Annotated in this window: 17 protein-coding genes, 4 tRNA genes and 3 pseudogenes; 13 read left to right on the top strand and 11 right to left on the bottom strand. The window is 57.8% G+C overall.

The genetic code is table 11. The features are described from left to right. From THISIDRAFT_RS11625 to THISIDRAFT_RS11595, 7 genes are all read left to right on the top strand, one after another. Positions 1-717: zinc ribbon domain-containing protein (locus THISIDRAFT_RS11625; RefSeq protein WP_221914005.1), on the top strand; the 717-nt coding region annotated here is incomplete at its 5' end. A 14-nt stretch (positions 718-731) separates the two neighbouring features. Continuing rightward, complete coding sequence (locus tag THISIDRAFT_RS11620; protein WP_006788348.1) at positions 732-2087, top strand: OmpP1/FadL family transporter; 1356 nt, start codon at positions 732-734, stop codon at positions 2085-2087. 150 nt (positions 2088-2237) lie between these two features. After that, the gene (locus tag THISIDRAFT_RS11615) at positions 2238-2564 is read left to right on the top strand and encodes a c-type cytochrome (RefSeq protein WP_006788349.1); all 327 of its coding nucleotides are present in this window, start codon (positions 2238-2240) and stop codon (positions 2562-2564) included. Positions 2565-2850: 286 nt separating this feature from the next. Further along, a complete protein-coding gene (locus THISIDRAFT_RS11610; RefSeq protein WP_159098538.1) occupies positions 2851-3021 on the top strand; it encodes a hypothetical protein in 171 nt (56 codons plus the stop codon). A gap of 16 nt (positions 3022-3037) precedes the next feature. Beyond that, positions 3038-4018 carry a TAXI family TRAP transporter solute-binding subunit gene (locus tag THISIDRAFT_RS11605; RefSeq protein WP_006788350.1) on the top strand — a complete coding sequence of 327 codons (981 nt, stop codon included), beginning with the start codon at positions 3038-3040 and terminating at the stop codon, positions 4016-4018. A gap of 108 nt (positions 4019-4126) precedes the next feature. Next, the gene (locus tag THISIDRAFT_RS11600) at positions 4127-5557 is read left to right on the top strand and encodes a sodium:solute symporter family protein (protein WP_006788351.1); all 1431 of its coding nucleotides are present in this window, start codon (positions 4127-4129) and stop codon (positions 5555-5557) included. Further along, positions 5558-6241 (top strand): sulfite exporter TauE/SafE family protein, encoded by a 684-nt coding sequence (locus tag THISIDRAFT_RS11595; RefSeq protein ID WP_006788352.1) that lies wholly within the window; start codon positions 5558-5560, stop codon positions 6239-6241. Positions 6242-6266: 25 nt separating this feature from the next. Here the strand turns inward: THISIDRAFT_RS11595 and parC are convergent, their stop codons facing one another. Further along, positions 6267-8522 (bottom strand): DNA topoisomerase IV subunit A, encoded by a 2256-nt coding sequence (gene parC / locus THISIDRAFT_RS11590; protein WP_006788353.1) that lies wholly within the window; start codon positions 8520-8522, stop codon positions 6267-6269. A 46-nt stretch (positions 8523-8568) separates the two neighbouring features. Next, entirely contained in the window at positions 8569-8931 is a 363-nt protein-coding gene (locus THISIDRAFT_RS11585) for a DUF2069 domain-containing protein (RefSeq protein WP_006788354.1), read from the bottom strand. 264 nt (positions 8932-9195) lie between these two features. Here THISIDRAFT_RS11585 and phoB point away from each other — a divergent pair, with 264 nt between their 5' ends. Both phoB and phoR read left to right on the top strand, forming a co-directional pair. Continuing rightward, complete coding sequence (gene phoB, locus THISIDRAFT_RS11580) at positions 9196-9888, top strand: phosphate regulon transcriptional regulator PhoB (protein WP_040852993.1); 693 nt, start codon at positions 9196-9198, stop codon at positions 9886-9888. 3 nt (positions 9889-9891) lie between these two features. Beyond that, complete coding sequence (phoR, locus tag THISIDRAFT_RS11575; RefSeq protein WP_006788356.1) at positions 9892-11199, top strand: phosphate regulon sensor histidine kinase PhoR; 1308 nt, start codon at positions 9892-9894, stop codon at positions 11197-11199. A gap of 35 nt (positions 11200-11234) precedes the next feature. Here the strand turns inward: phoR and THISIDRAFT_RS11570 are convergent, their stop codons facing one another. The 6 genes from THISIDRAFT_RS11570 to THISIDRAFT_RS11545 all read right to left on the bottom strand — a co-directional run bounded on the left by THISIDRAFT_RS11570 (position 11235) and on the right by THISIDRAFT_RS11545 (position 14218). Further along, positions 11235-12752, bottom strand: a complete 1518-nt coding sequence (locus THISIDRAFT_RS11570) for a helicase HerA-like domain-containing protein (protein ID WP_006788357.1) — start codon at positions 12750-12752, stop codon at positions 11235-11237. A gap of 5 nt (positions 12753-12757) precedes the next feature. Continuing rightward, positions 12758-13531, bottom strand: coding sequence for an enoyl-ACP reductase FabI (gene fabI / locus THISIDRAFT_RS11565; RefSeq protein WP_006788358.1), 774 nt, complete (start codon positions 13529-13531; stop codon positions 12758-12760). Between the two features lie 298 nt (positions 13532-13829). Next, positions 13830-13905: transfer RNA gene (locus tag THISIDRAFT_RS11560), tRNA-Lys, on the bottom strand. Positions 13906-13929: 24 nt separating this feature from the next. Beyond that, positions 13930-14005 (bottom strand) — tRNA-His (locus THISIDRAFT_RS11555). Between the two features lie 19 nt (positions 14006-14024). Next, positions 14025-14101, bottom strand: a tRNA-Arg gene (locus THISIDRAFT_RS11550). Between the two features lie 40 nt (positions 14102-14141). Beyond that, positions 14142-14218 (bottom strand) — tRNA-Pro (locus tag THISIDRAFT_RS11545). A gap of 160 nt (positions 14219-14378) precedes the next feature. Between THISIDRAFT_RS11545 and folD the strand changes: the two genes are divergently transcribed. Further along, complete coding sequence (gene folD, locus THISIDRAFT_RS11540; RefSeq protein WP_006788359.1) at positions 14379-15233, top strand: bifunctional methylenetetrahydrofolate dehydrogenase/methenyltetrahydrofolate cyclohydrolase FolD; 855 nt, start codon at positions 14379-14381, stop codon at positions 15231-15233. A gap of 12 nt (positions 15234-15245) precedes the next feature. Here folD and rfbC read toward each other — a convergent pair whose 3' ends face one another. Then, complete coding sequence (rfbC, locus tag THISIDRAFT_RS11535; RefSeq protein ID WP_006788360.1) at positions 15246-15797, bottom strand: dTDP-4-dehydrorhamnose 3,5-epimerase; 552 nt, start codon at positions 15795-15797, stop codon at positions 15246-15248. Between the two features lie 577 nt (positions 15798-16374). Here rfbC and THISIDRAFT_RS11530 point away from each other — a divergent pair. The 3 genes and pseudogenes from THISIDRAFT_RS11530 to THISIDRAFT_RS14880 form a co-directional block, all read left to right on the top strand. Further along, positions 16375-17190: a BRO-N domain-containing protein gene (locus tag THISIDRAFT_RS11530; RefSeq protein WP_221914004.1), complete on the top strand. Its 816-nt coding sequence runs from the start codon at positions 16375-16377 to the stop codon at positions 17188-17190. A 458-nt stretch (positions 17191-17648) separates the two neighbouring features. Then, a pseudogene (locus tag THISIDRAFT_RS15405) lies at positions 17649-18308 on the top strand (flagellin N-terminal helical domain-containing protein); the annotation flags it as partial. A gap of 1401 nt (positions 18309-19709) precedes the next feature. Continuing rightward, positions 19710-20030 (top strand): annotated as a pseudogene (locus tag THISIDRAFT_RS14880) (flagellin); the annotation flags it as partial. Between the two features lie 176 nt (positions 20031-20206). Here THISIDRAFT_RS14880 and THISIDRAFT_RS11515 read toward each other — a convergent pair. Beyond that, positions 20207-21097, bottom strand: a complete 891-nt coding sequence (locus THISIDRAFT_RS11515) for a DUF2887 domain-containing protein (protein ID WP_006788869.1) — start codon at positions 21095-21097, stop codon at positions 20207-20209. A gap of 115 nt (positions 21098-21212) precedes the next feature. Continuing rightward, positions 21213-21781, bottom strand: a pseudogene (locus THISIDRAFT_RS11510) (Rpn family recombination-promoting nuclease/putative transposase); the annotation flags it as partial.

Here is a 21781-nt window from a genome sequence, read left to right as displayed (position 1 = left end):
GGCGACCACCACGGCCAGGAACTGGGCGCGATCCTCACCGACACCTCCGACAAACTCAAGATCAAATACCAGCACCGTTCCAAATTGCGCGCCCTAGCTAATCAACATCGCAACCCGCGCAAGCGTCAACACATTCGCCAGTTCAACCTGGGGCGCAAGAAGCTCAACCGGCAGATGAGCAAAACCCATGCGCGCATCCGCGACATCGTGTTCACATCGGTTCACGCCGTTGTCGATAAAGCCGCCGTGATCGCGGCAGAAGATTTAACCGCCCCCATGGCGAGCAAGTCCTTCGGCAAGAATGCCAATCGTCGGCTGGCAAGCTGGACGAAAGGTGTTATTGCCGAAGCACTTGACAGTGTTTCAAGCCGTCGAGGTTCGACGGTCGTTCTGGTCAATCCGGCTTACACATCGCAAATGGATTCTCGAACTGGATGCCTTGACGGCAAACGGCAAGGGGATCAATTTTACTGTTCCGACGGGGTTGTGTTGCAGGCAGACCAGAACGCTGCGCGAAACGTGCTGGCGAGGTTGTTCGACCCGGACATTGAGCGGTTCACCCCGTTCAAGCGGGTCAAGGCGATCTTGCTGGAACGGACTGAGCGCCTCCGGTTGGGACTGCTCAACCCGGACTCCAGTTGCTCGCCCTTCGGGGCGCTATCAACGGAGAGCGAATTACCGAAAAACCATCCTGAGCAACTTTGTTCAGGTTTTTAGGAACAGTTTTCGCCATGCCTGTTAACACAACACCTTACGCGGCTAAACCGCGCGCCGCCCGCCTTGCCCTGCCCGCCGTTTTGATGCTGACATTACCGGGGCTTACGCACGCCGCCGGTTTTTATATCCAGGAACAAAGCGTCTCCGGTCTGGGTCGCGCCTTTGCCGGTGATGCCGCACTGGCCGCCGATGCCAGCACGATTTTTTTCAACCCCGCCGGCATGACCGCGCTACCCGGCTCAGAACTGCAGCTGGCCGCACATCTGTTGATTCCTACGGCCAAAGTCAGCAATCATGGCTCCACCGTCACCGCACCCGGCACCCAGGGTCAGGCACTTGGCTATGCCGGTGGCAGTGGCGGCAATCCTTACGGCCCCTCACCCGTGCCCAATCTGTTTTATGCCACGCCCGTCAACGAGCTGCTGTGGTTTGGCTTTGGCATCACCGCCCCCTTTGGCCTGGCCAATGATTACAAGCAGGACTTCTTCGCCCGCTACGACTCCACCGAAACCGCCCTCACCGTCATCAACCTGCAACCCAGCCTCGCAGTTGCCCTCACACCGAGCTTCTCCATCGGCGCGGGCCTGGACGTGCAATATGCCGATGCCACACTGGAAGCCGCCCTGCCAGACCCCACCCAGCCCGGTGGCCCCACCCCCGGCAGTGACGGCTATTCCAGACTTAGCGCGGATCATTGGGGCTATGGCTTTAATCTGGGGATGCAATGGGCCTTATCGCCGCAGACCCGCGTAGGGGCACATTATCGTTACGGCATCAAACATACCCTCACCGGCTCGGCAGACATCAACCCGCCCGCCTCCCTGGCCGCGTTTGGGCGCACCGCAGAACAGATCAGCGGCAAAGCCGATCTCCACCTGCCCGACATCTTCTCGCTGGGACTGGTGCATCAAGTGGGTCCACAGCTGAACCTGCTGGCCCAATACACCTGGTTCCAATGGTCCAATTTTGATGAAATCCGGGTGCGCTTTGCCGATGGCCGTGCCGATGATGTCACCGTGCAAAACTACCGCGACAGCTGGGCTTTGGCGCTGGGCGCGGAATATCAATGGGATGAACGCTGGACCTTGCGCGGCGGCATCCAGTTTGATCAAACCCCCACCCAGGACGGCTACCGCACCACCCGCACCCCCGACGGCGATCGTACCTGGTTTTCCTTCGGCGCAAGCTATGCCTACGATGCCCGCCTGGGCTTTGATCTGGCCTACACCTACATCGACATCGCCAAAGAATCGCTGGATCTCAGCCGCCAGTTCTACGCCCAGACACCGCTGGCCACCCAGGTCAACCTGCAAGGCACCACCCAAGGTGACGTACACATCCTTGCCGGTGCCCTGCGTTATCGTTTTTAACGGTTTTTTTGATTCAGCATCGGTTAAGCGACTTTCATGTTTAATGAAAGCGTAGTATTTTACGGGCCTTTGTAAACCAACCCAAAAAGCCTCACAGCGACCCAGGCATCCGCCACGCCGTGAAGCCACAAAAACTTGAGGAGAATCGTCATGAAAAAGTCCATCCTGAGCAGTGTCGCCCTGGCGGTAGCCCTGGCGCTGAGCAGCGCCGCCCATGCTGGTGATGTCGCCGCCGGCAAAGAAATTTACGACAAGCAAAGACCCCAGCCCTGCTCCAGCTGCCACGGCGCCCAGGGTCAAGGCATGGCGATTTTCCCGCCACTGACCAAGCACAGCGTCAAGCAAACCACCGATCTGCTCAAGCGCTACCGTGCCGGTGAAACCGTCGGCAGCAACACCGCCCTGATGACCCCGCACGCCAAGAACCTGAGCGACGAAGACATCGCCAACCTGGCCGCCTACATCGCCACGTTCTAAAACCCACACCTCACACGCCCTACCCAGCGGTCGTAGCCCTGCGACCGCTTTGCTTTTTCCTCCACTTAGATGCTGTTTCACAAGATCTTCGCCCAGATCGCCATACAGCAGATTTGAGCTGCCGCCAGGAATAAAGTCGCGTTCTCAATCAGATGTCGATGACGGTAAAGCTTGGCATCATAGGCCCGAGACACCGTGCGCTTCTTGCGCGGGGGAATGACGACCGGCATGCCTTGCGTGTGGCCTGAGTACAGCCCACCGTGAGCAGAATGCGCCCGGGCATTGCATGGACATCGACGGCCAGGTGCAGCTGGCTGTAAAAAATCCGGATTTATCCCAATGCACACAGCAGAACCTGTTTTGGATATCCAGTGGCTTTGTTTTGAAAAACGCGGCGCAGGCTGGTATGTTGACCGTGGCATCGAATGCCGTTGGTGGATTGTTAAACTCAAATTGATGCAGGAGAGAACACGATGATGCGTATCACAGGTCTGTTGGCCGCCTCGGTGCTGGCGTTGAGTACGGCGCTGGTAGGCGGTGTTGTCAGCGCTGATGCTCAGCGCTTTGTGACCATTGGCACCGGTGGGGTCACCGGGGTGTATTATCCGGCGGGGCAAAATATCTGTCGCCTCGTCAATGCGGCGCGTGATGAACACGGGATGCGCTGTACGGCAGAAAGCACCGGAGGCTCGGTGTTTAATCTCAATGCGATTCGTGCCGGCGAGATGGATCTAGGGGTGGTGCAGTCGGATTGGCAGCATCATGCCTATCATGGCACCGATCTTTTTGCTGAAGATGGCGCCAATCCAGAGCTGCGTGCGCTGTTTTCATTGCATCCGGAGCCCTTTACCGTCGTGGTGCGCGCGGATAGTGGCATCCAGCATTTTGATGATCTCAAAGGCAAGCGGGTCAATATCGGCAACCCCGGTTCGGGGCAACGTGCCACGGCGGAGCGGCTGATGGCGGAATATGGCTGGACGACGCGCGATTTTTCCTTGACCTCGGAGCTGCCCTCGCGGGAACAGGGGCAGGCGCTGTGTGATAACCGCATTGATGCCTTTTTCTTCGTGGTGGGCCATCCCTCTGCGGCCATTCAGGAACCTATCGCCACCTGTGGGGCGCGGGTAGTCCCGGTCAGTGGTGAGATTGTGAGCCGGTTAATCGCCAAGACGCCGTATTATTTCGAGGCCACCATTCCTGCCGGTATGTATCCGGGACAAAGCGAAGATGTCAAAACCTTTGGCGTTGGGGCGACGATAGTGTCCTCGACGCACACCACGGATGAGGCGGTCTATCAAGTGGTGCGGGCCGTGTTTGAAAATTTCGAGACCTTCAAGACCATGCATCCGGCCTTTACCGTACTTGATAAAACCTTGATGCCGACTCAGGGCTTGTCGGTGCCCTTGCATGAAGGCGCCAAGCGCTATTATCAGGAGGCGGGCCTGCTGCAATAAGGCGCATCTTTATTGATATAAAAAGCTGATCAAGCTGTCGTCGCTCAACGGCGACAGCCCATTCTGGCCGACCCGCAAGGTCGGCATTTTTTTGTGGGGCGATATCTAATGACCGGATTGCAAGAAGCGGTATTACCTTCCGGCATCGCGTGGTCTTTGCTCGCTGCGTTCAGTGTGCTGTGGGTGTTTTTGGGTTGGTGGCTGGGGCGCCATGCGCGCACCGTCGATGATTATATGTTTGCCGGGCGCAATGTCGGCCTGGCCTTGGCCACCGCGACGGCGATGGCCACCTGGGTCACCAGCAATACCACCATGGCTGCCCCCCAAGTCGCCTTGCAACTGGGATTATGGGGCATGGTGGGCTATTCCCTAGGGGCGATTGGCTTGATCCTGTTTGCCCCTCTGGCACGCCGCATCCGTGAATTGATGCCACGCGGGTATACCAGCGGTGATTTTATCCGCCTGCGCTATGGCCCCTTTGCCTGGCGCGTCTTTTTGATCATCTCCCTGTTTTATGGCATTGGCTGGCTGATCAGTCTGGGCATGGCCGGCGGTGTCCTGATCAATGCCCTTTCTGGTATTGATTATCGCCTCGGCATGAGTGTCATCCTGTTTATCTGCGTTCTGTATACCTTGCTCGGCGGACTGCGGGCGGTCATTGGCACCGACTTTGTGCAGACCATCCTGATTCTGGTTGGGGTGGTGATCCTGGCCTGGCTGGCCATTCATCGCATCGGCTTTGAAGGCATTCACAGTGGCGTGGCTTTAGAGCGTCCGCAATTACTCAGTCTGTTGATGCCCGCCGCGATCATGTTTTTGTTTAATAATCTGCTGTTTGGCGTGGGGGAGATTTTCCACTCGAATGTATGGTGGAGCCGGGCCTTTGCCTTTGGCCGGGGCGTGGGCTTTCCGGCGTATATTATCGCCGGGCTGTTGTGGCTGCCGATTCCGATTGTGGCCGGATTTATTGCCCTGAGTGTGCCCGCCCTGGGCCTCAATGTCCCGGCAGCGGATATGGTCGGGCCGCTGGTGGCTGCTGAGCTGCTGGGCCTGGCTGGCGCGATTGTGGTATTTATCGTGGTGTTTGCCGCGCTGGCCTCCAGTCTGGATTCGCTGCTGGCCGCGACCTCTGATCTCATTACCCGCGACATCTATCAGGGGCATTTTCGCCCACAGGCCAGCGAGCGCGAGATTTTCATCGCGGCCAAGGCCATTGTACTGGGACTGGGGATTATCACCTGGCTTTTATGTCTGCCGCGTCTGACCACGCTGGCCGAGCTGCTCTATTTCACCGGCGCCTTTGTTGCCAGCACCATCTGGCCGATTGTTGCCGGGCTGTATTGGCGGCGCACCAACCCCCTGGGGGCGGCCTTGGCCATGGTCTTAGGGACCGCCCTCGGTCTGGCCAGTTATTTCCTCATCGGCTTTTATGTGGCCGCTTTAGTCGCTGCGGGGGTATCCATGCTGATTGTTATGCTGAGCACCTGGCTATGGCCACGTCCCTTTGACTGGAACGCGCTGTCATCGGAGTCGCGCTAAATGTATGCCGAGCCGGGCACCTATCTGGCCGCCGCGTTGGTAGGTTTTTTAGGCGGGGTACACTGCGCGGGCATGTGCGGTGGCATTGTGGGTGCCTTGACGCTGGGCGTTCGTACCCAGGAGAATGCGCCGAAGACCGCGCTGTTGCCCTATCTGCTGGCCTACAACCTTGGCCGCATCCTCACCTACACCCTCTTGGGCGCCTTGGTGGGCGGGGTGGGGCTGATCGCCGCCAACCTGGCCCACATGCACGATCTGCAACGCGGCTTGCACCTGCTCGCCGGGCTGTTCATGGTGGCTTTGGGTTTATATATCGCGGGCTGGTGGCGTGGTCTGAGCTATCTGGAACGCGGCGGCGGGGTGATCTGGCGACGGCTGGAGCCTTTGGGACGCACCCTGCTGCCCGTACACCGCCCACGCCAGGCCCTGTTATTGGGCCTGCTGTGGGGCTTTTTGCCTTGTGGGCTGGTGTATAGCGTCCTGTTCTGGGCGCTCAGTGCCACGGATTGGCTCAAAGGTGCCCTGCTGATGCTGTGCTTTGGGCTGGGCACCCTGCCCAACCTGCTACTGATGGGCGGCTTTGCCGTACAGCTGCGCCCGATCATCAAACACCCCGCCGTGCGCATCGGCGCGGGGCTTCTGGTCTTGCTGTTTGGGGTGTATATGTTGGGCCAGCTGCTGTAGCGGATGCTTGCAGAATAGCTTGCTTTTAAACGGTAGTGATGCGGCTCATGCGGATCGGGCCATGGCGCAGGCCGCGAGGGAGTTTATGGCCCCGCTGGCTGCGGCTTCCGCGATAGGCCTGGAGCTGTGCGGCGCTTAGGTTAAGGCGCTGGGCGCCCATCTGTATGCACAGTCCGTCGGCAGGTCCGAGTGTGGTCAAGGCTAGCACCTGGGCCTCGCGGCTTTGCAGTCTGGCGGGCGGGATGTGTATCAGTTTATTGCCTTTTCCCTTGGCCATCTGCGGGACTTCATACAGGTCAAAAAGCAGCAGGTAGCCTTCGCTGCTGAGAATCGCCACCCATTGATCATGGCGTGGGTCCACCGCCACGGCTGGTAGCGCCTGGGCCTGCTCCGGGACGCTCAGCAGTGCCTTGCCGGCTTTGTTGCGGCTTTGCATATCGGCCAGACGGCAGAGAAAGCCATAGCCGTGATCACAGGCCAGCAACCACGGCGCATCCTCGGCCCCCATTAACACATCGCTAAAGCGCGCCCCATCGGGTAAGCTCAGGCGCCCGCTTAGGGGTTCGCCGTGGCCGCGTGCCGTGGGCAGGGTATTGACGGGCAAGGTATAACTGCGTCCCGTGGAATCCAGAAAGATGGCGTATTGATTGGCGTAGCCTTTGGCCAGTGCCAGAAAGCCATCACCGGCTTTGTAGTTGAGCAGCGCCGGGTCCACCTCATGGCCCTTGGCCACCCGCACCCAGCCCATGCTAGAGAGCACCACGCTGACGGGTTCAGCGGGAATCAAGGCGCTGTTTTCCAGTGCCTGGGCCGCTTTGCGTGCCACCAGCGGGGTGCGGCGGGCATCGCCATAGCGCGCAACATCGGCCTGCATTTCTGCACGCAGCAAGGCGGTGAGGCGTTGCTCGGAGGCTAAAATCGCTTGCAAGTCATCGCGTTCCTGGCTTAACACCTCAGTCTCGCTACGCAGGCGTGTTTCTTCCAGGCGGGCGAGCTGGCGCAGGCGCAGTTCCAAAATCGCCTCGGCCTGGGCGGTGCTCAGAGCAAAGCCTTTGCACAATTCGGCCTTGGGGTCATCTTCGTGGCGCAGCAGGGCAATGATGGCATCCAGATGCTGATAGGCGATCAGCAGGCCGTGGAGCACATGCAGGCGGGTTTCGACCTTGCTCAGACGCCATTGCAGGCGACGGCGTACCGTCTGGGTGCGAAATTCCAGCCACTCGTGTAATACGCTCAGCAAGGGCTTGACCTGGGGGCGTCCATCCAGGCCGATAACATTGAGGTTGACCCGGTAACTGCGTTCCAGGTCGGTGGTCGCAAACAGATGCGCCATCAAGGTTTCGCTGTCGTGCCCCTTGCGCGGGGTAATCACCAGTCGCAAGGGATGCTCATGATCAGATTCATCGCGCAGATCTTCGACCATCGGCAGTTTTTTGCTGCTCATCTGGGCGGCGATTTGTTCCAGGATGCGATTGCCCGAGGTTTGATAGGGAAGCGCGGTGATGATGATGTCGCCGTTGTCGTGTTCATAACGGGCGCGCATCTTGAAGCTGCCGGTGCCATTTTGATATACCGCCAGCAGCTCGGCCTGCGGGGTGATGATCTCGGCCTCGGTGGGAAAATCCGGCCCCTGGATAAATTGGCAGATCTCCTCCAGTGTGGCCTGCGGATGGTCCAGCAGATGGATACAAGCCTGCGCCACTTCCTTGAGATTATGCGGCGGAATATCGGTGGCCATGCCCACGGCAATGCCGGTGGCGCCGTTGACCAGAATATTGGGCAGCCGGGCGGGCAAGACCTTGGGTTCTTCCAGGGTGCCATCAAAGTTGATGCCCCAGTCTACGGTGCCCTGGCCCAGTTCGTTGAGCAACAGCTGGGCATAGGTGGTCAGGCGTGACTCGGTATAACGCATCGCGGCAAAGGATTTGGGATCATCCATGGAGCCCCAGTTGCCTTGGCCGTCAATCAGCGGGTAGCGGTAGGAAAAGGGCTGGGCCATCAGCACCATCGCCTCATAGCAGGCGCTGTCACCATGCGGGTGAAATTTGCCCAGCACATCGCCGACGGTACGGGCGGATTTTTTGTGCTTGGCAGTGGCCTGCAGGCCCAATTCGCTCATGGCGTAAATAATGCGCCGCTGCACCGGTTTGAGGCCATCGCCCAGATGCGGCAAGGCACGATCCAAGATGACATACATGGCATAATCCAGATATGCCTTTTCGGTGAAGGTACTGAGCGCGATGCGCTCACATCCGGGGGTTTCTGAGGGAGACGATGACATGCAGGAAAAACTCACAAAAAGACGGTAGGAGCCGTGCGTTGGGCCTTTAAGAGGCCGCTGCTTTTTGCGCCTTGAGCACGGCTTTTACATACAGCAGGCAACCGGCAAAAAAGATCAGGCTTAAGCTGATCAACGCCAGACCATAGGGCCAGGTATGCGCATCAGGAAGGTAGAAAAAACCCAAAATGAAATACCACAGGCCGATCAAGGAGGCCCATTGATGGGTATAGATGCGCTGATACAAAAGCCCCCGCAGCGGAAACAGCAAGGGCGCCAGCGCCAGTAATAAGGCCAGCCAGCGCGGCAGTGGACCGGGTGAGGCCAGCCAGCCATACCAGGCCAGCAGACTAAAAAACAACCCAAAATAGCCCAGCCAGACCATGCCCCGGCTGAGATGCAGCCGCTTCATGCCCACCTCCACACAGACACACGCTGCGGCCTTGTATTCGTCCGTGGCATGACCAGATTGCCAAAGCCTGTGGGCGTCGGGAAAATAGGGGTGTATGGATATGCGCCCCGGTACACTAGCTGGGGCATGGTGTGTCTGATGATGGGCTGCATGAGATTCTCCAAAACGTGGTTTATCCACGGCGCGAGCGTATTTGTCACCGCATTGTCATAGTTTTTCGCTGTAATACACGGGATATTTTTCATGAGACTTAAGGCGAACCGAATGAACGGCAAATCCATTTTATTTGTCGAGGACGAGGCCCCCATCCGCGAGATGGTCAGCTTTGCCCTTTCCCGTGCGGGGTTTGAAGTGACTGAGGCCTGCGATGCCAGCCAGGCGCAAAATCAACTCGCCAACCAACTGCCCGATCTGATCTTGCTGGACTGGATGCTGCCCGGCATCAGCGGGATTGATCTGGCGCGACGGCTCAAGCGCGATGAATACACCCGCGAGATCCCCATTATCATGCTCACTGCACGCGGTGAGGAAGACGACAAGGTGAGCGGCCTGGATGCCGGCATTGATGATTATATCACCAAGCCTTTTTCCCCGCGTGAACTGGTCGCCCGCATCAAGGCAGTGCTGCGCCGTACCCTGCAAGAGGCACCTGATCAGCCCATCAGCATCCACGGCCTGACCCTGGACCCGGCCAGTCACCGTATTACCGCAGACGATACGCCGCTGGACATGGGGCCGACGGAATTTCGTCTGCTGCATTTTTTCATGACCAACCCGGAACGGGTCTATTCACGTTCGCAATTGCTCGACCGGGTCTGGGGACGCAATACTTATGTGGAGGAACGTACGGTGGATGTGCATATTTTAAGGCTGCGCAAAGTGCTCACGCCCTATGGCTATGATCGCTTTGTGCAAACCGTGCGCGGCGCGGGTTATCGTTTTTCTGATCGCATTTAGCCCGTGTATAAGCCCTGGAGTGTGGAAATCTGGCGTCTGGCGGGCGCCCTGCTGGCCGGGTTGATCATCGGCGGGTTGCTGGGAGCCGTGGCCTGGTGTCTGTTTGCCGCCGTGCTGGTGTATCTGGGCTGGCAGGCGTATCAGCTGCGGCGTGTATATGAGTGGATTCGCAGCGGCAAACGCAGTGACCCGATCATCGCCAGCGGCATCTGGGATGGCTTGGTCTATGAGCTGCACCGGCTGCATCAGCGCAGTCGGCGGCGCAAAAAAAAGATCGCCAAATTGATCCGCCGCTTTCACGAATCCAGTGCGGCCATGCCGGATGCCACGGTGATTCTTGGCCAGACGCTGGAGATCGAATGGTTCAATGGGGCGGCCATTGAGCTGCTGGAATTGCGCCTGCCGCAAGACATTGGGCGGCGTATTACCAATCTGTTGCGCCACCCCAGTTTTCTTGCCTATATCGAACGCGGCGATTATCGCGAGGCGGTGGAATTTCCCGCCGGGCCAGATCATCAGCGCCAGCTCAATGCCCGCCTGGTGCCCTATGGCAATAAGCAGTTTTTGTTATCGGTGCGCGATGTCACCCGCCTGTATCGTCTGGAAAAAATGCGCCGCGATTTTGTGGCCAATGTCTCGCATGAATTGCGCACGCCCTTGACAGTCATCAGCGGCTATCTGGAGTCACTCAGCGATGATCCCGAGCTGGATGCGCAGTGGCAGCATTCGCTGGCGGTGATGCGCAGCCAGTCAGACCGGATGCAGCGCCTGCTGGAGGATCTTTTGACCCTGGCGCGTCTGGAAACCCATGAAAACGAACAGGCCCCGCGCCATGCCCTGGATATTCCGCATCTGCTGGATCAGGTGCTGGCCGATACCGCGTGGTTGACCGAGGAGCGCCAGCAGGCCCTGTGTGTAGACATCGACCGGGGGCTTTGGCTCAAAGGGGCCAGTTCGGAGTTACACAGCGCCTTTGCCAATCTGCTCAGCAATGCCGCCCGCTACACGCCCAATGGCGGGCGCATTAGCGTACGCTGGTATGCCGATGAGAAAGGCGCCCATTTTGAGGTGGAAGATACGGGCATCGGTATCGCCGCACAGCACATTCCCCGCCTGACCGAACGCTTCTACCGCGTGGAGTCGGGGCGCTCGCGTGACAGCGGCGGCACCGGCCTGGGACTGGCCATCGTCAAGCATGTCCTGGGACGCCACGAGGCCAGCCTGCGCATCGAAAGTACGCTGGGCAAGGGCAGCCGTTTTATCTGTGATTTCAAACCCGAGCGCGTTATTGTGCAGGATCTGGCCGCCTGAGTCGGCGCGCCCAGCGCCGCCAGGCAGGTCAAGACTTAGCGGCGCTTGCTGCTCAATGAGCCGAGAATACCGCGCACAATCTGCCGACCAATCTGCGCGCCAATGGTTTTAACCATGCCCTGGCTGGAAGTATTCAAAATGCTCCCCAGGGTGCCTTCGGGTTTTTTTTGTCGATAGTCCTGCCGGGTTTTAAGGGTTTTCGGGCCTGCCTTACCAGGGGCGCGCATGACCTGGGTCTGTGGGGTGGCCTCCTCGCTTAGGGCCTCCTCGGCCTGCTGCTGCAAGATCTCATAAGCCGATTCACGGTCTATGGCGGTATCAAACACCCCGGCAAACGGCGACTGGGCAATGATGGCCTGTCGTTCTATCTCACTTAACGGCCCCATGCGGCTGGCCGGTGGGCGGATCATCACCCGCTCGACGGGCGTGGGAATGCCCTGATTGTCCAGCACCGACACCAATGCTTCCCCCACCCCCATCTCACCAATGACCGCCTCGGTATCCAGCGCCGGGTTGGGTCTAAAGGTTTGAGCCGCCGTGCGCACCGCACGCTGATCACGCGGGGTAAAGGCGCGCAAGGCATGCTGTATACGATTACCCAACTGGCCGAGGATCGACTCCGGGACATCCAGCGGACTTTGGGTGACAAAATACACCCCCACGCCCTTGGAGCGAATCAGCCGCACCACCTGCTCAATCCGGTCAATCAGGGATTTAGGCGTATCCTTAAATAGCAGATGCGCCTCATCAAAAAACAGCACAAAGCTCGGTTTCTCGGCATCGCCCACCTCCGGCAACTGTTCAAACAGCTCCGACAGCAGCCACAACAGCAGACTGGAATAAATCAATGGACTGCTGCGATACAACCGGTCAGCGGCGAGAATATTGACCACCCCGCGCCCGTGCTCATCAACGCCGAGCAGATGCTCCAGGGTAATGGCCGGTTCACCGAACAGATTGTCACCGCCCTGCATCTCAAAATTGAGCAAGGCGCGCTGAATCGCCCCGATACTGGCGGGAGCAATATTGCCGTAGCGGCTCATCAGCTCTGCCCGGTTCTCCGAGACCCAGGCCACCATGGCGCGCAGATCTTTAAGATCCAACAACAGCCATTGGCGATCATCGGCCGCCCGAAAGACAATCTGCATCAGACCGGTCTGGGTCTCGTTGAGATTGAGCAGACGGCTGAGCAAGGCCGGGCCAAAATCAGCCGCCGTGAGGCGCAAAGGATGCCCCGCCTCGCCAAAGACATCCCAGAAAATGGTCGGCGCGCCGTGTACCTGAAAGTCCTCAATGCCTACTCGCCGGGCGCGCTCCAGCAAGCGCGCAGACGGCTCACCCGGTGCCGCAATCCCGGAGAAATCCCCCTTGATATCGGGCACAAACACCGGCACACCCAGATCAGAAAAGGACTGCGCCAAACCCTGCAAGGTAATGGTCTTGCCCGTACCGGTAGCCCCGGCAATCAGGCCATGGCGATTGGCCATGCGCGGAAAAATGGCCACCGGCTGATCGGCCGCGCCAATCAACAAGCGTGTGTCGAGAAGGGTCATGAGGATTATGCCTTGATGTTGGCGCCGGCATCGACCAGTACGATATTACCGGTGAGCGAGCGTCCGGCATCGCTGATCAAAAACACACTGGTCTGGCCAATATCATGAATATCCACCAGACGGCGCAACGGCGTTTTGCCACATTCTTCCTGCATCATGGCATCAAATCCGGCAATCCCCGAGGCGGCCCGCGTTTTGATCAGACCCGGAGAAATCGCATGTACCCGGATACCTTGCGGGCCCAATTCCTCGGCCATATAGCGCACACTGGACTCCAGCGCCGCCTTGACCGGCCCCATCAGGCTATAGGTGGGCACCACCTTACTGGCCCCGTGATAACTCATGGTCAGCAGACACCCGCCCTGCGGCATCAACGGCTCGGCCAGGCGCGCCATGCGAATAAAGGAATGACACGAGATATCCATCGCCAGGGCAAAACCGTCTTGAGAGGAATCCACCACGCGACCGTGTAAATCCTCACGATTGGCAAAGGCAATCGCATGAATCACAAAATCCAGCGTCCCGAACTCCTCCTTGGCCTGGGCAAACAGCGCCTGCAATTGCGCATCGTCACGCACATCACAAAACACCAAAGACGGATGACCCAGCGCCGGCAACAAGGGCGTAATATGCGGCTCGGACTTGGCGTGTCCATAGCTCAATAACAGCTTCGCCCCCGCCTCATGCAGCGCCTTGGCACAGCCAAAAGCAATACTGTCGGCATTCGCAAGCCCCGTGACAATGCCCTTTTTGCCTTCTAATGAAAATACAGATTGCACGATACACCCTCCAGGTCTTAGCCCACACACACTGTGCAGCTATCAAAAAAGCATTATAAGGGAGCGCGATGACAGTACAACCGCCGCAATCTGTCAGACGGCGTACCCCCGTTTGCATCAAAGGCCGCTGGATGCGTCAATTTAAAGATCTACAGCAGGGGAAAGCGGCTATCCCCATCAGTGAAAATTATCGTTACCGTTGAGGGATTTTTGATGGGTTAAGGTACAAGATAGGTACAACGCCAGGAAGGCAGGACGTGGAGACAAGAACAAAAAGCGTATAGAGGATTGATTTAATTGGTGGGCCGTGTAGGAATCGAACCTACAACCAATGGATTAAGAGTCCACTGCTCTACCAATTGAGCTAACGGCCCTTGAAGGGAAGGACTAAAAGGAGATGGGGTGACCGATGGGACTTGAACCCACGACAACCGGAGCCACAATCCGGGACTCTACCAACTGAGCTACGGCCACCATAACAAACTGAAGAAACTGGCGCGCCCGGCAGGACTCGAACCTGCAACCCCCGGCTTAGAAGGCCGGTGCTCTGTCCGGTTGAGCTACGGGCGCAAAATGAGTGCCATTGGGCGGCATTTTAACGTCAAAATATTGGTCGGGGTAGAGGGATTTGAACCCCCGACATCCTGCTCCCAAAGCAGGCGCGCTACCAGACTGCGCTATACCCCGTGGTGTTTTAACCTGGATTTTCGGGGCAGTGGATAAATCAGCGAAAGCCCCGAAAGCGCAGTATAATACTCTGATCTATTCTTTTAAGTCAACGAAAAATTGGGATGCCTTCCATGCGATTCCTTGCCAGCCACGATGATTTTTTTCAGGGCGTGTTAACGTGACGGCCCGCATTCTTGACGGGCGTGCCTTGGCCCAATCGATCCAGCAGCAAATCAAAACGCAAATCCTTGAGGCGACCGGCCGTGGTGCCCGTGCGCCGGGGCTGGCGGTGGTTCTGGTTGGCAGTGATCCCGCCTCACAAGTGTATGTGCGGCATAAGCGCAAGGCCTGTGAATCCGTGGGGATTATCTCATATTCCCATGACCTGCCCGAGACCACCTCGCAGGCCGCCCTGCTGGATGTAATTGATCAGCTCAATGAAGATCCGGCGATTGACGGTATTTTGGTGCAGCTGCCTTTGCCGCGCCATGTGGACCCGGAAACCATCATAGAGCGCATCAACCCGGCCAAAGATGTGGATGGCTTTCATCCGTATAACATCGGTCGCCTGGCCTTGCGCTTGCCGGTGCTGCGGCCCTGTACGCCCTTTGGGGTGATGCGTCTGTTGGAAACCACGGGTGAGTCTTTGTTAGGGCGTCATGCGGTGGTGGTGGGGGCTTCCAATATCGTCGGGCGACCGATGGCATTGGAGCTGTTGTTAGCGGGTGCCACGGTGTCAGTGTGTCATCGCTTTACCCGCGATACACAGGCGCATGTAGCCCAGGCGGAGGTGTTGATTGTTGCAGCAGGCCGCCCCGGCCTGATTCCGGGGGCGTGGATTCCGCAAGGTTGCACGGTGATTGATGTTGGCATCAACCGTTTAGAGGATGGCCGCCTGGTCGGCGATGTGGAATTTGCCACCGCCCAGGAACGCGCCGCCTGGATCACCCCGGTTCCTGGCGGCGTTGGGCCGATGACGGTGACCATGCTTTTGGATAACACCTTGCAGGCCTATCGTCTGCGCATGGCTTGATGGGTCTAACACTCAGTCAAACAGCGGCGCTTGGTGCAAGGCAAGGCCAGCCTGATCTTTGGCGGACAGGCTGGTTGGCACGCCTTCGAGTAACGGCCATTGAATACCGATGGCCGGATCATCAAAGCGGATGCAGCCTTCGTATTCGGGGGCGTAATAATCGGTGCATTTATACACAAACTCAGCCCAGTCAGAGCACACATAAAAGCCGTGGGCAAAGCCCTCCGGCACCCACATTTGCAAGCGATTCTCGGCGGATAGCTCGGTTCCGAACCATTGCCCAAAGGTGGGAGACTGACGCCGCAGATCCACGGCAACATCAAACACACAGCCATGAATCACGCGCACCAGCTTGCCTTGCGGTTTAGGGTTTTGATAATGCAAACCGCGTAACACCCCAGCCTGCGAGCCGGAATGATTATCCTGCACAAAATGCACCTCGCGCCCCAGCCATTCCGAGAGCACACTGGCCCGATAAGCCTCATAGAAAAAGCCCCGCGCATCGCCAAAACGTTGCGGTTCGAGCAGCAGCACATCAGGCAGTGAGGTGGTGTGGATTTTCATTGATCAAGCCCCTGCCCATACGCTATGTAAAAAATCTTCTTCAACGTGCATTCCTCATATTAAAAAAATTTATCCTCTGGAGAGATAAAGCGCCCGCAACAACCCAGTGATCGCATGGTTTGCAGCTAAGCTAGCACACGAGCGCGCGTGACACCATGCCCCTGGGACCGCGCAGCACCCGCTGCGCACCGGGAGCGCACAGCTCCAGCTGTGCACCGGGGGAACGGAGCACCCGCTCCGTTTATAAAAACAGGGAGAGCTGGAGCTCTCCCACCCCCAGTGCGGAGCGGGTGCTCCGCGCTCCCAAGGCTTGTTTTATGCCAGCGGCGGGCGTAAAGTTACCCGGCGGCTGTCACACAGCCGCACGGGATTAGCCTCCCTTGCACTGGCAGATACAAACTGCTTCGGCAGTTTTTTTGTGTCTGTAATCTTCTGCGTGCTTCTCGCTCCATGCGGGCGGCTGTGTGTGGGCGTCTTCGGACGCACCAGACTAGTGCCTGGTAGGCTAACCCATACAGTCGCCTGCGCCCTTTCGGGCTCAGGTTCTTTTTAGAACTGTTATGGAGTTAGTCGATCCATGTTAAATTCTGCGCATCTTTCTCTGATTCCCTTCCGTTTTGAACAGTCCAACGTGCGTGTTGTCCTGGCAGAAAATATCCCGTGGTTTGTTGCCCGAGATGTCGCGCTGGTGCTGGGCTACACCGACACCAAAAAAGCGGTTGCCACTCACTGCAAAAAAGCTAAGCCTTTGATTGATATAGGGGGGGCGAATCACCCCCCCTATACAAATCAAGCACTTAATTTAGACTATCAAACCAAGCTCATCCCCGAATCAGACGTTTACCGCCTGATCCTTCGCTCCAAACTCCCCAGCGCTGAACGCTTTCAGGATTGGGTCACAGAAGAAGTCCTCCCCACCATCCGCCAGACCGGCGCCTATCACAGCCCGACCGCAGACCCCCTCCCCGCCGATTTGCTCCGCGCTTATATCCATCTTACCGCCTTGAATTTGTACCTCACTCACCTGCCGTTGGATGCTCTCAGCAAACGCCAGTGGATTGAACACACCCTGGCCGAACTCGGAATAACCCCCCAAGACCTGCATCCACCGCCGCCACCGCCCCCAGCCCAACCCAGCGAACGGGATCTATTCACCTTAAGCGCCTTACTGTCTTTGCACCAGCAACGCCACAGCGTGCAAGTGGTCAACCGCGCCTTGGTGCGTTTAGGCTGGTTACAAGACATCCGCCGCGAAACCCCACGCGGTTTAAAACGGGTCAAGCAGTTAGTCGGCGAAGGCTTGTGCTATGGCAGAAACCAGTGCAACCAACCGCTGTACTACGCCGTGCAGTTTCCGGAGTTATTGCGAAGGATTAGCGGGTATCTGCGTTAAAAAACCTGGGAGCGCGGAGCACCAGCTCAGCACCGGGGGTGGGAGAGCTCCAGCTCTCCCTTAAATAAAGCTCTCCCTGTTTTTCTAAACGGAGCTGGAGCTCCGTTCCCCCGGTGCACAGCTGGAGCTGTGCGCTCCCGGTGCGTAGCTGGTGCTACGCGCTCCCAGGGTGCCGCCACATCAAAAACTCCCCTCCTTTTTAAGAAGGGGAGTTTTTGAAATGCGGCAAAAAATCGCCGCCTTCCCCCCGCAAAACGGCAAGCCCACCCTTGCCGCCCCTACCAAAAAATGACACCACTTCCTCAAAAACACCCATCAACCCCTTAAAAAATCAGCCAATTCACAAAATGGCACACCCATTGCTTAACTAAAAGCAAGTCGAGACGCACACCGGCTCGCCCAAAAAATTACCAAACCCGATTTCGTCTCATAACCCAAAACCATGAAGGAGAGATGCCATGTCATCCACCGTCATTAACACCAATGTCATGTCGCTCAATGCGCAGAACAACCTCAGAAAATCCGAAAACGCCCTGGCCACCAGCCTCTCCCGGCTATCCTCCGGGCTGCGCATCAACAGCGCCCGCGACGACGCCGCAGGCCTCGCCATCTCCGATCGCTTCACCGGCCAGATACGCGGCAACGACCAGGCCATCCGCAACGCCAACGACGGCATCTCGCTCGCCCAGGTCGCCGAAAGCGCACTCAGCACCGTCAGCAACGACCTGCAACGCATGCGCGAACTCGCCGTACAATCCGCCAATGATACCAACGCCCCGCTCGACCGGCTCGCCCTGGACAACGAATTCCAGCAGCTGATCCGCGCCATCGGCCGCGTCGCCAGCACCACCGAATTCAACACCCGCCGCCTGCTCGACGGCACCCTCACCACCCAGGTCTTCCAGACCGGCGCCAACCAGGGCCAAACCATCGCCATCGGCGGCGTCGATGCCCGCAACACCCAACTCGGCGGCACCGAAATCGTCGGCGGCGCTCGTAGAATAGACCCGGTTTCCGGGGAAATGGTCTTTGACTTTAGCCAGCAACTCGGCCTCACAGAAGAACAAATCAAACAAGGCTTTGAAGTCAAAGGCGCGATGACCATCAACGTCACCACAGTGCGTGATCAGATCGTCAATCCGCCCTTAAGCCTCAAAATTGATCTGGGACTGCCGCCCCCGGACGGCTTTAATCCAGACGCGGACCCCAATGCCAATCCGCCCAAAACCAACATCGTCACCCTTGACGACCTCTCGCGCATTTTAAACTCAGCGATAGAACGCGCGGTCGCTGGCGTCGAACCCACCGGCACCTTCGGCCCGCCGGATGCCAATGGCAATCTCGCCGACAGCCGCCTCAAACTGGCCCAGGCCAACGTCTCCGCCGCCATCGTCACCCGTGACGACGGCACCAGCACCGTCATCATCCGTGGCGCCTTTGGCACCGAGTTTGAGTTAGTACCCCAGGAAGACAACGAGGTGCAAGCCTACCTGCCCGGTAGCGCCCTGCCCGCAACCAACTACAACTCACCGCTGCGCAGCAATGGCACCGGCGCGGGATGGGAAACCGTGGCTACCGCAGAATTAAATGCGGGTACTTATGATTTCGATGGCGCTGAATCCTTCAAAATTCAATTTGATCTGGGGGGTAATACTGAAACGATTACCATACCAGCGAGTGCGCTAACAGGTGCTGCTACTACGATTGCGCAGATTGCTGATCATCTTAACAATCGTCCGGATGTGCAGGCACTAGGAATTACCTTTAGCAATCCCAGCGTCAATAATCTTGTTATTACAGACTCTCAAGGGCGAGGGATTAATGCTACATCGATAACAGTACAGCATGGTGATCCGTTAGGTAATATTTTGGCGCTTGCGCCTGCGCCTGCGCCTGCTACTACTCCATCGGTAGCCACCATCGCGGGTTTTGAGCCTAATTTTCCTGTTCCAGGGTCAACTGATTGGACAGCAGGTCATTTACAAACCCTGAAACTAAATATCGGTGGTCAGAATTACACCATAGATTTATCTACTACAGAAAACCTAACTGATATAGAAACCGCAATAGACACTGCATTAGGCGGTCCTTTACCTCCTAGCGGTATTACAGCGAGCTTTGATGCCAACGGTAATTTGGTATTAACCGATGACCATGGCCGCAGCATTACCAATGTCCGTCTGGATATGTATTCGACTTCCGTCATTGATTCGCTGCCGCTTGATCAGCCATTTAACAATCCGCAGGGTTCGGATCTGGGGCGTTTCTCGATGGTGATCGGAGGCATCAGTGTCGGTCCGGTGGATGTCTCGGACGTAGAAAATTATGCTGATTTAGAACTCAGAATACAGGCTGCGATTGACGAGAATCCTGATTTAGCGGGGGTCACTGTAACCGTAGACAACGGTCTTCTGACCGTGACAGACCCGGACGGGCGCCGGATTGAAAATACCACCCTGGTTGCGCCCGAATTAGTCACCATTTTTGGTAATGTCAATGATCAGCCCATTAAACACACACAGGTCAACCTGACCCAGATCGACATCACCACCCGCGAGCGGGCGACGATGGCCTTACACATCATCGACGGCGCCTTAAGCCAGATCTCCGACCTGCGCTCCGAACTCGGCGCCATCCAGAAACGCTTTGAAAGCACCGTCGACAACCTGGGGATCTACAACGTCAACCTCTCGGCCTCACGCTCACGCATCATGGACGCCGACTTCGCCGCCGAAACCGCCGCCTTAACCCGCGGCCAGATCCTGCAGCAAGCCGGCATCTCCACCCTCGCCCAAGCCAACGCCGGCCCCCAAGCCGTCCTCGCCCTCCTCCAGAACTAACCCCCTGGGAACGCGTAGCACCAGCTACGCATAAAAAAGACTCCCCTCCTTTTCAAGGAGGGGTGCCCCGCAGGGGCGGGGTGGTTATCTGGAGCGCCGAGTTGCACTCGGCCAGTCGAGACATCGGCTTTCATAGGGAATGGTTTAAAACCAGCCGAGTACCACTCGGCGCTCCATTACTCCAAACCAAGCACGTCTTCCACACAAGTAGCATCAAAAATCCTGTCCAGCCAGGCATCCAGCTGCGCCTCAGGGGCGGCGTGAATGCGCTGCGCCGCCCACACGGGCAGGGAGCCAAAGCGGCGAGTCAGTAAGCGGTGCAGGGTACTGGCCTTGCCTTCGGCTTTGCCTTCGGCCTTGCCTTCGGCTTTGCCCTTAGCCTTGCCCTTAGCCTCGCCCTTGGCCTCGCCTTTGGCATAGATCGACTGATAGGCTTTGGTTTCTTCAATGGGAGAGAAGAGATTTAACATGGCCCAGATTTCCTCCTCGGTTTTGTGTTTGAAGCGTTGAAATAACCAGTATTCCAGTACATGAGACAAGGTGGTGCGAATGTCTTCTGCCAGGGGGGCATCTTGGATCGTTTGCCACAGGTGGGCAGCGCGTGTGCTCAGTTCGGCATCGCTGTCGATGATCAGCGGCGCGAATACGGCCACAAAGGGGTTGTCCGGTTCCGTGGCCAATAATGCCTGCAGGATGTCATCGAGTGCGACACAGCGGATCGGCGAGCCGCTGTGATGCACCCAGGTCGGGTGCTCGGGGATGTCGCGGGCACGCAGAAAAACCGCAATGCCCAGCACTTCGCGGGTGGGCTGTTGTTCACCCACCAGGCCGATCTTGGTGTTGAGATTGTACAGCGCCTTGGCCGAAGGCTGTGCCTGAAATTCAACCACATAGGTCGGGCCGTCATGGCCCTCCGGTTCGACCAGGCCATCCAGCCGTCGTTCGATGTCTTTGATGGTCAGCGAGCAGGCACGATAGGGGCCGTGCAAGGCAATACCACCGCTGAGGATGCGAAAAGCCTCTGGCCCGCTGCGCAGATAGAGATAGATCGGGTGGTCTGTTTTCATGATGGTATCGGTGTTGGGTATCGCTGTCTCCTGGGAGCGCGGAGCTTAAGCTCCGCATTTTAAGTATGCTGCGCAGCGGGTGCTCCGCGCTCCCAGGTGCCGCCACTGCCGGATGCTATGATTTACCCAACTGCGCCTTGAGCCGTTCAATTTCCGCCAGCGCCGCTTCCTTCGCCGCTTGTTCTCGCTCCTTTTCAGCCAACGCTTGCTTCTCACGCGCTAAGGCTTTTTCCTTCGCCGCTTGTTCTCGCTCCTTCTCAGCCAACGCTTGCTTCTCACGCGCTAAGGCTTCTTCCTTTGCCACTTGTTCTCGCTCCTTCGCCGCCCGTTCCTGCTCTTCCCGCGCCTGCGCTAACGCTTCCCGCCTCCGCGCCTGCTCCGCTTCCGCCCGCCGCTGCTCGGCCTCAACCCGCCGCCGCTCAGCTTCCGCCTGCAGTTGCTCTGTCTCCGCCTGCAGTTCTTCCAAATGCCGCTGAATACTGCGCTGTTCGCGCAGGTAGTTTTGCCGGGCCTGATAGGCATGATAGGCACGGTCTTTTTCCGAAAAGCGTTTTAAGGTGCTCATGGCTTGCCTCATTTCGTCGGTGTCCATCCAGGCGGGGAGGGCCTCGGCATTGAGCTGTTCGCCATCCTGGAAGAATTTGAGCCAGCGGTGTTGTTCGGTTTGGACGGTGTGGATGGGAT

It is taken from the genome of Thiorhodospira sibirica ATCC 700588 (genome assembly GCF_000227725.2).
Taxonomy (GTDB): domain Bacteria; phylum Pseudomonadota; class Gammaproteobacteria; order Ectothiorhodospirales; family Ectothiorhodospiraceae; genus Thiorhodospira; species Thiorhodospira sibirica.
This window is presented reverse-complemented; position numbering and strand designations above follow the sequence as displayed.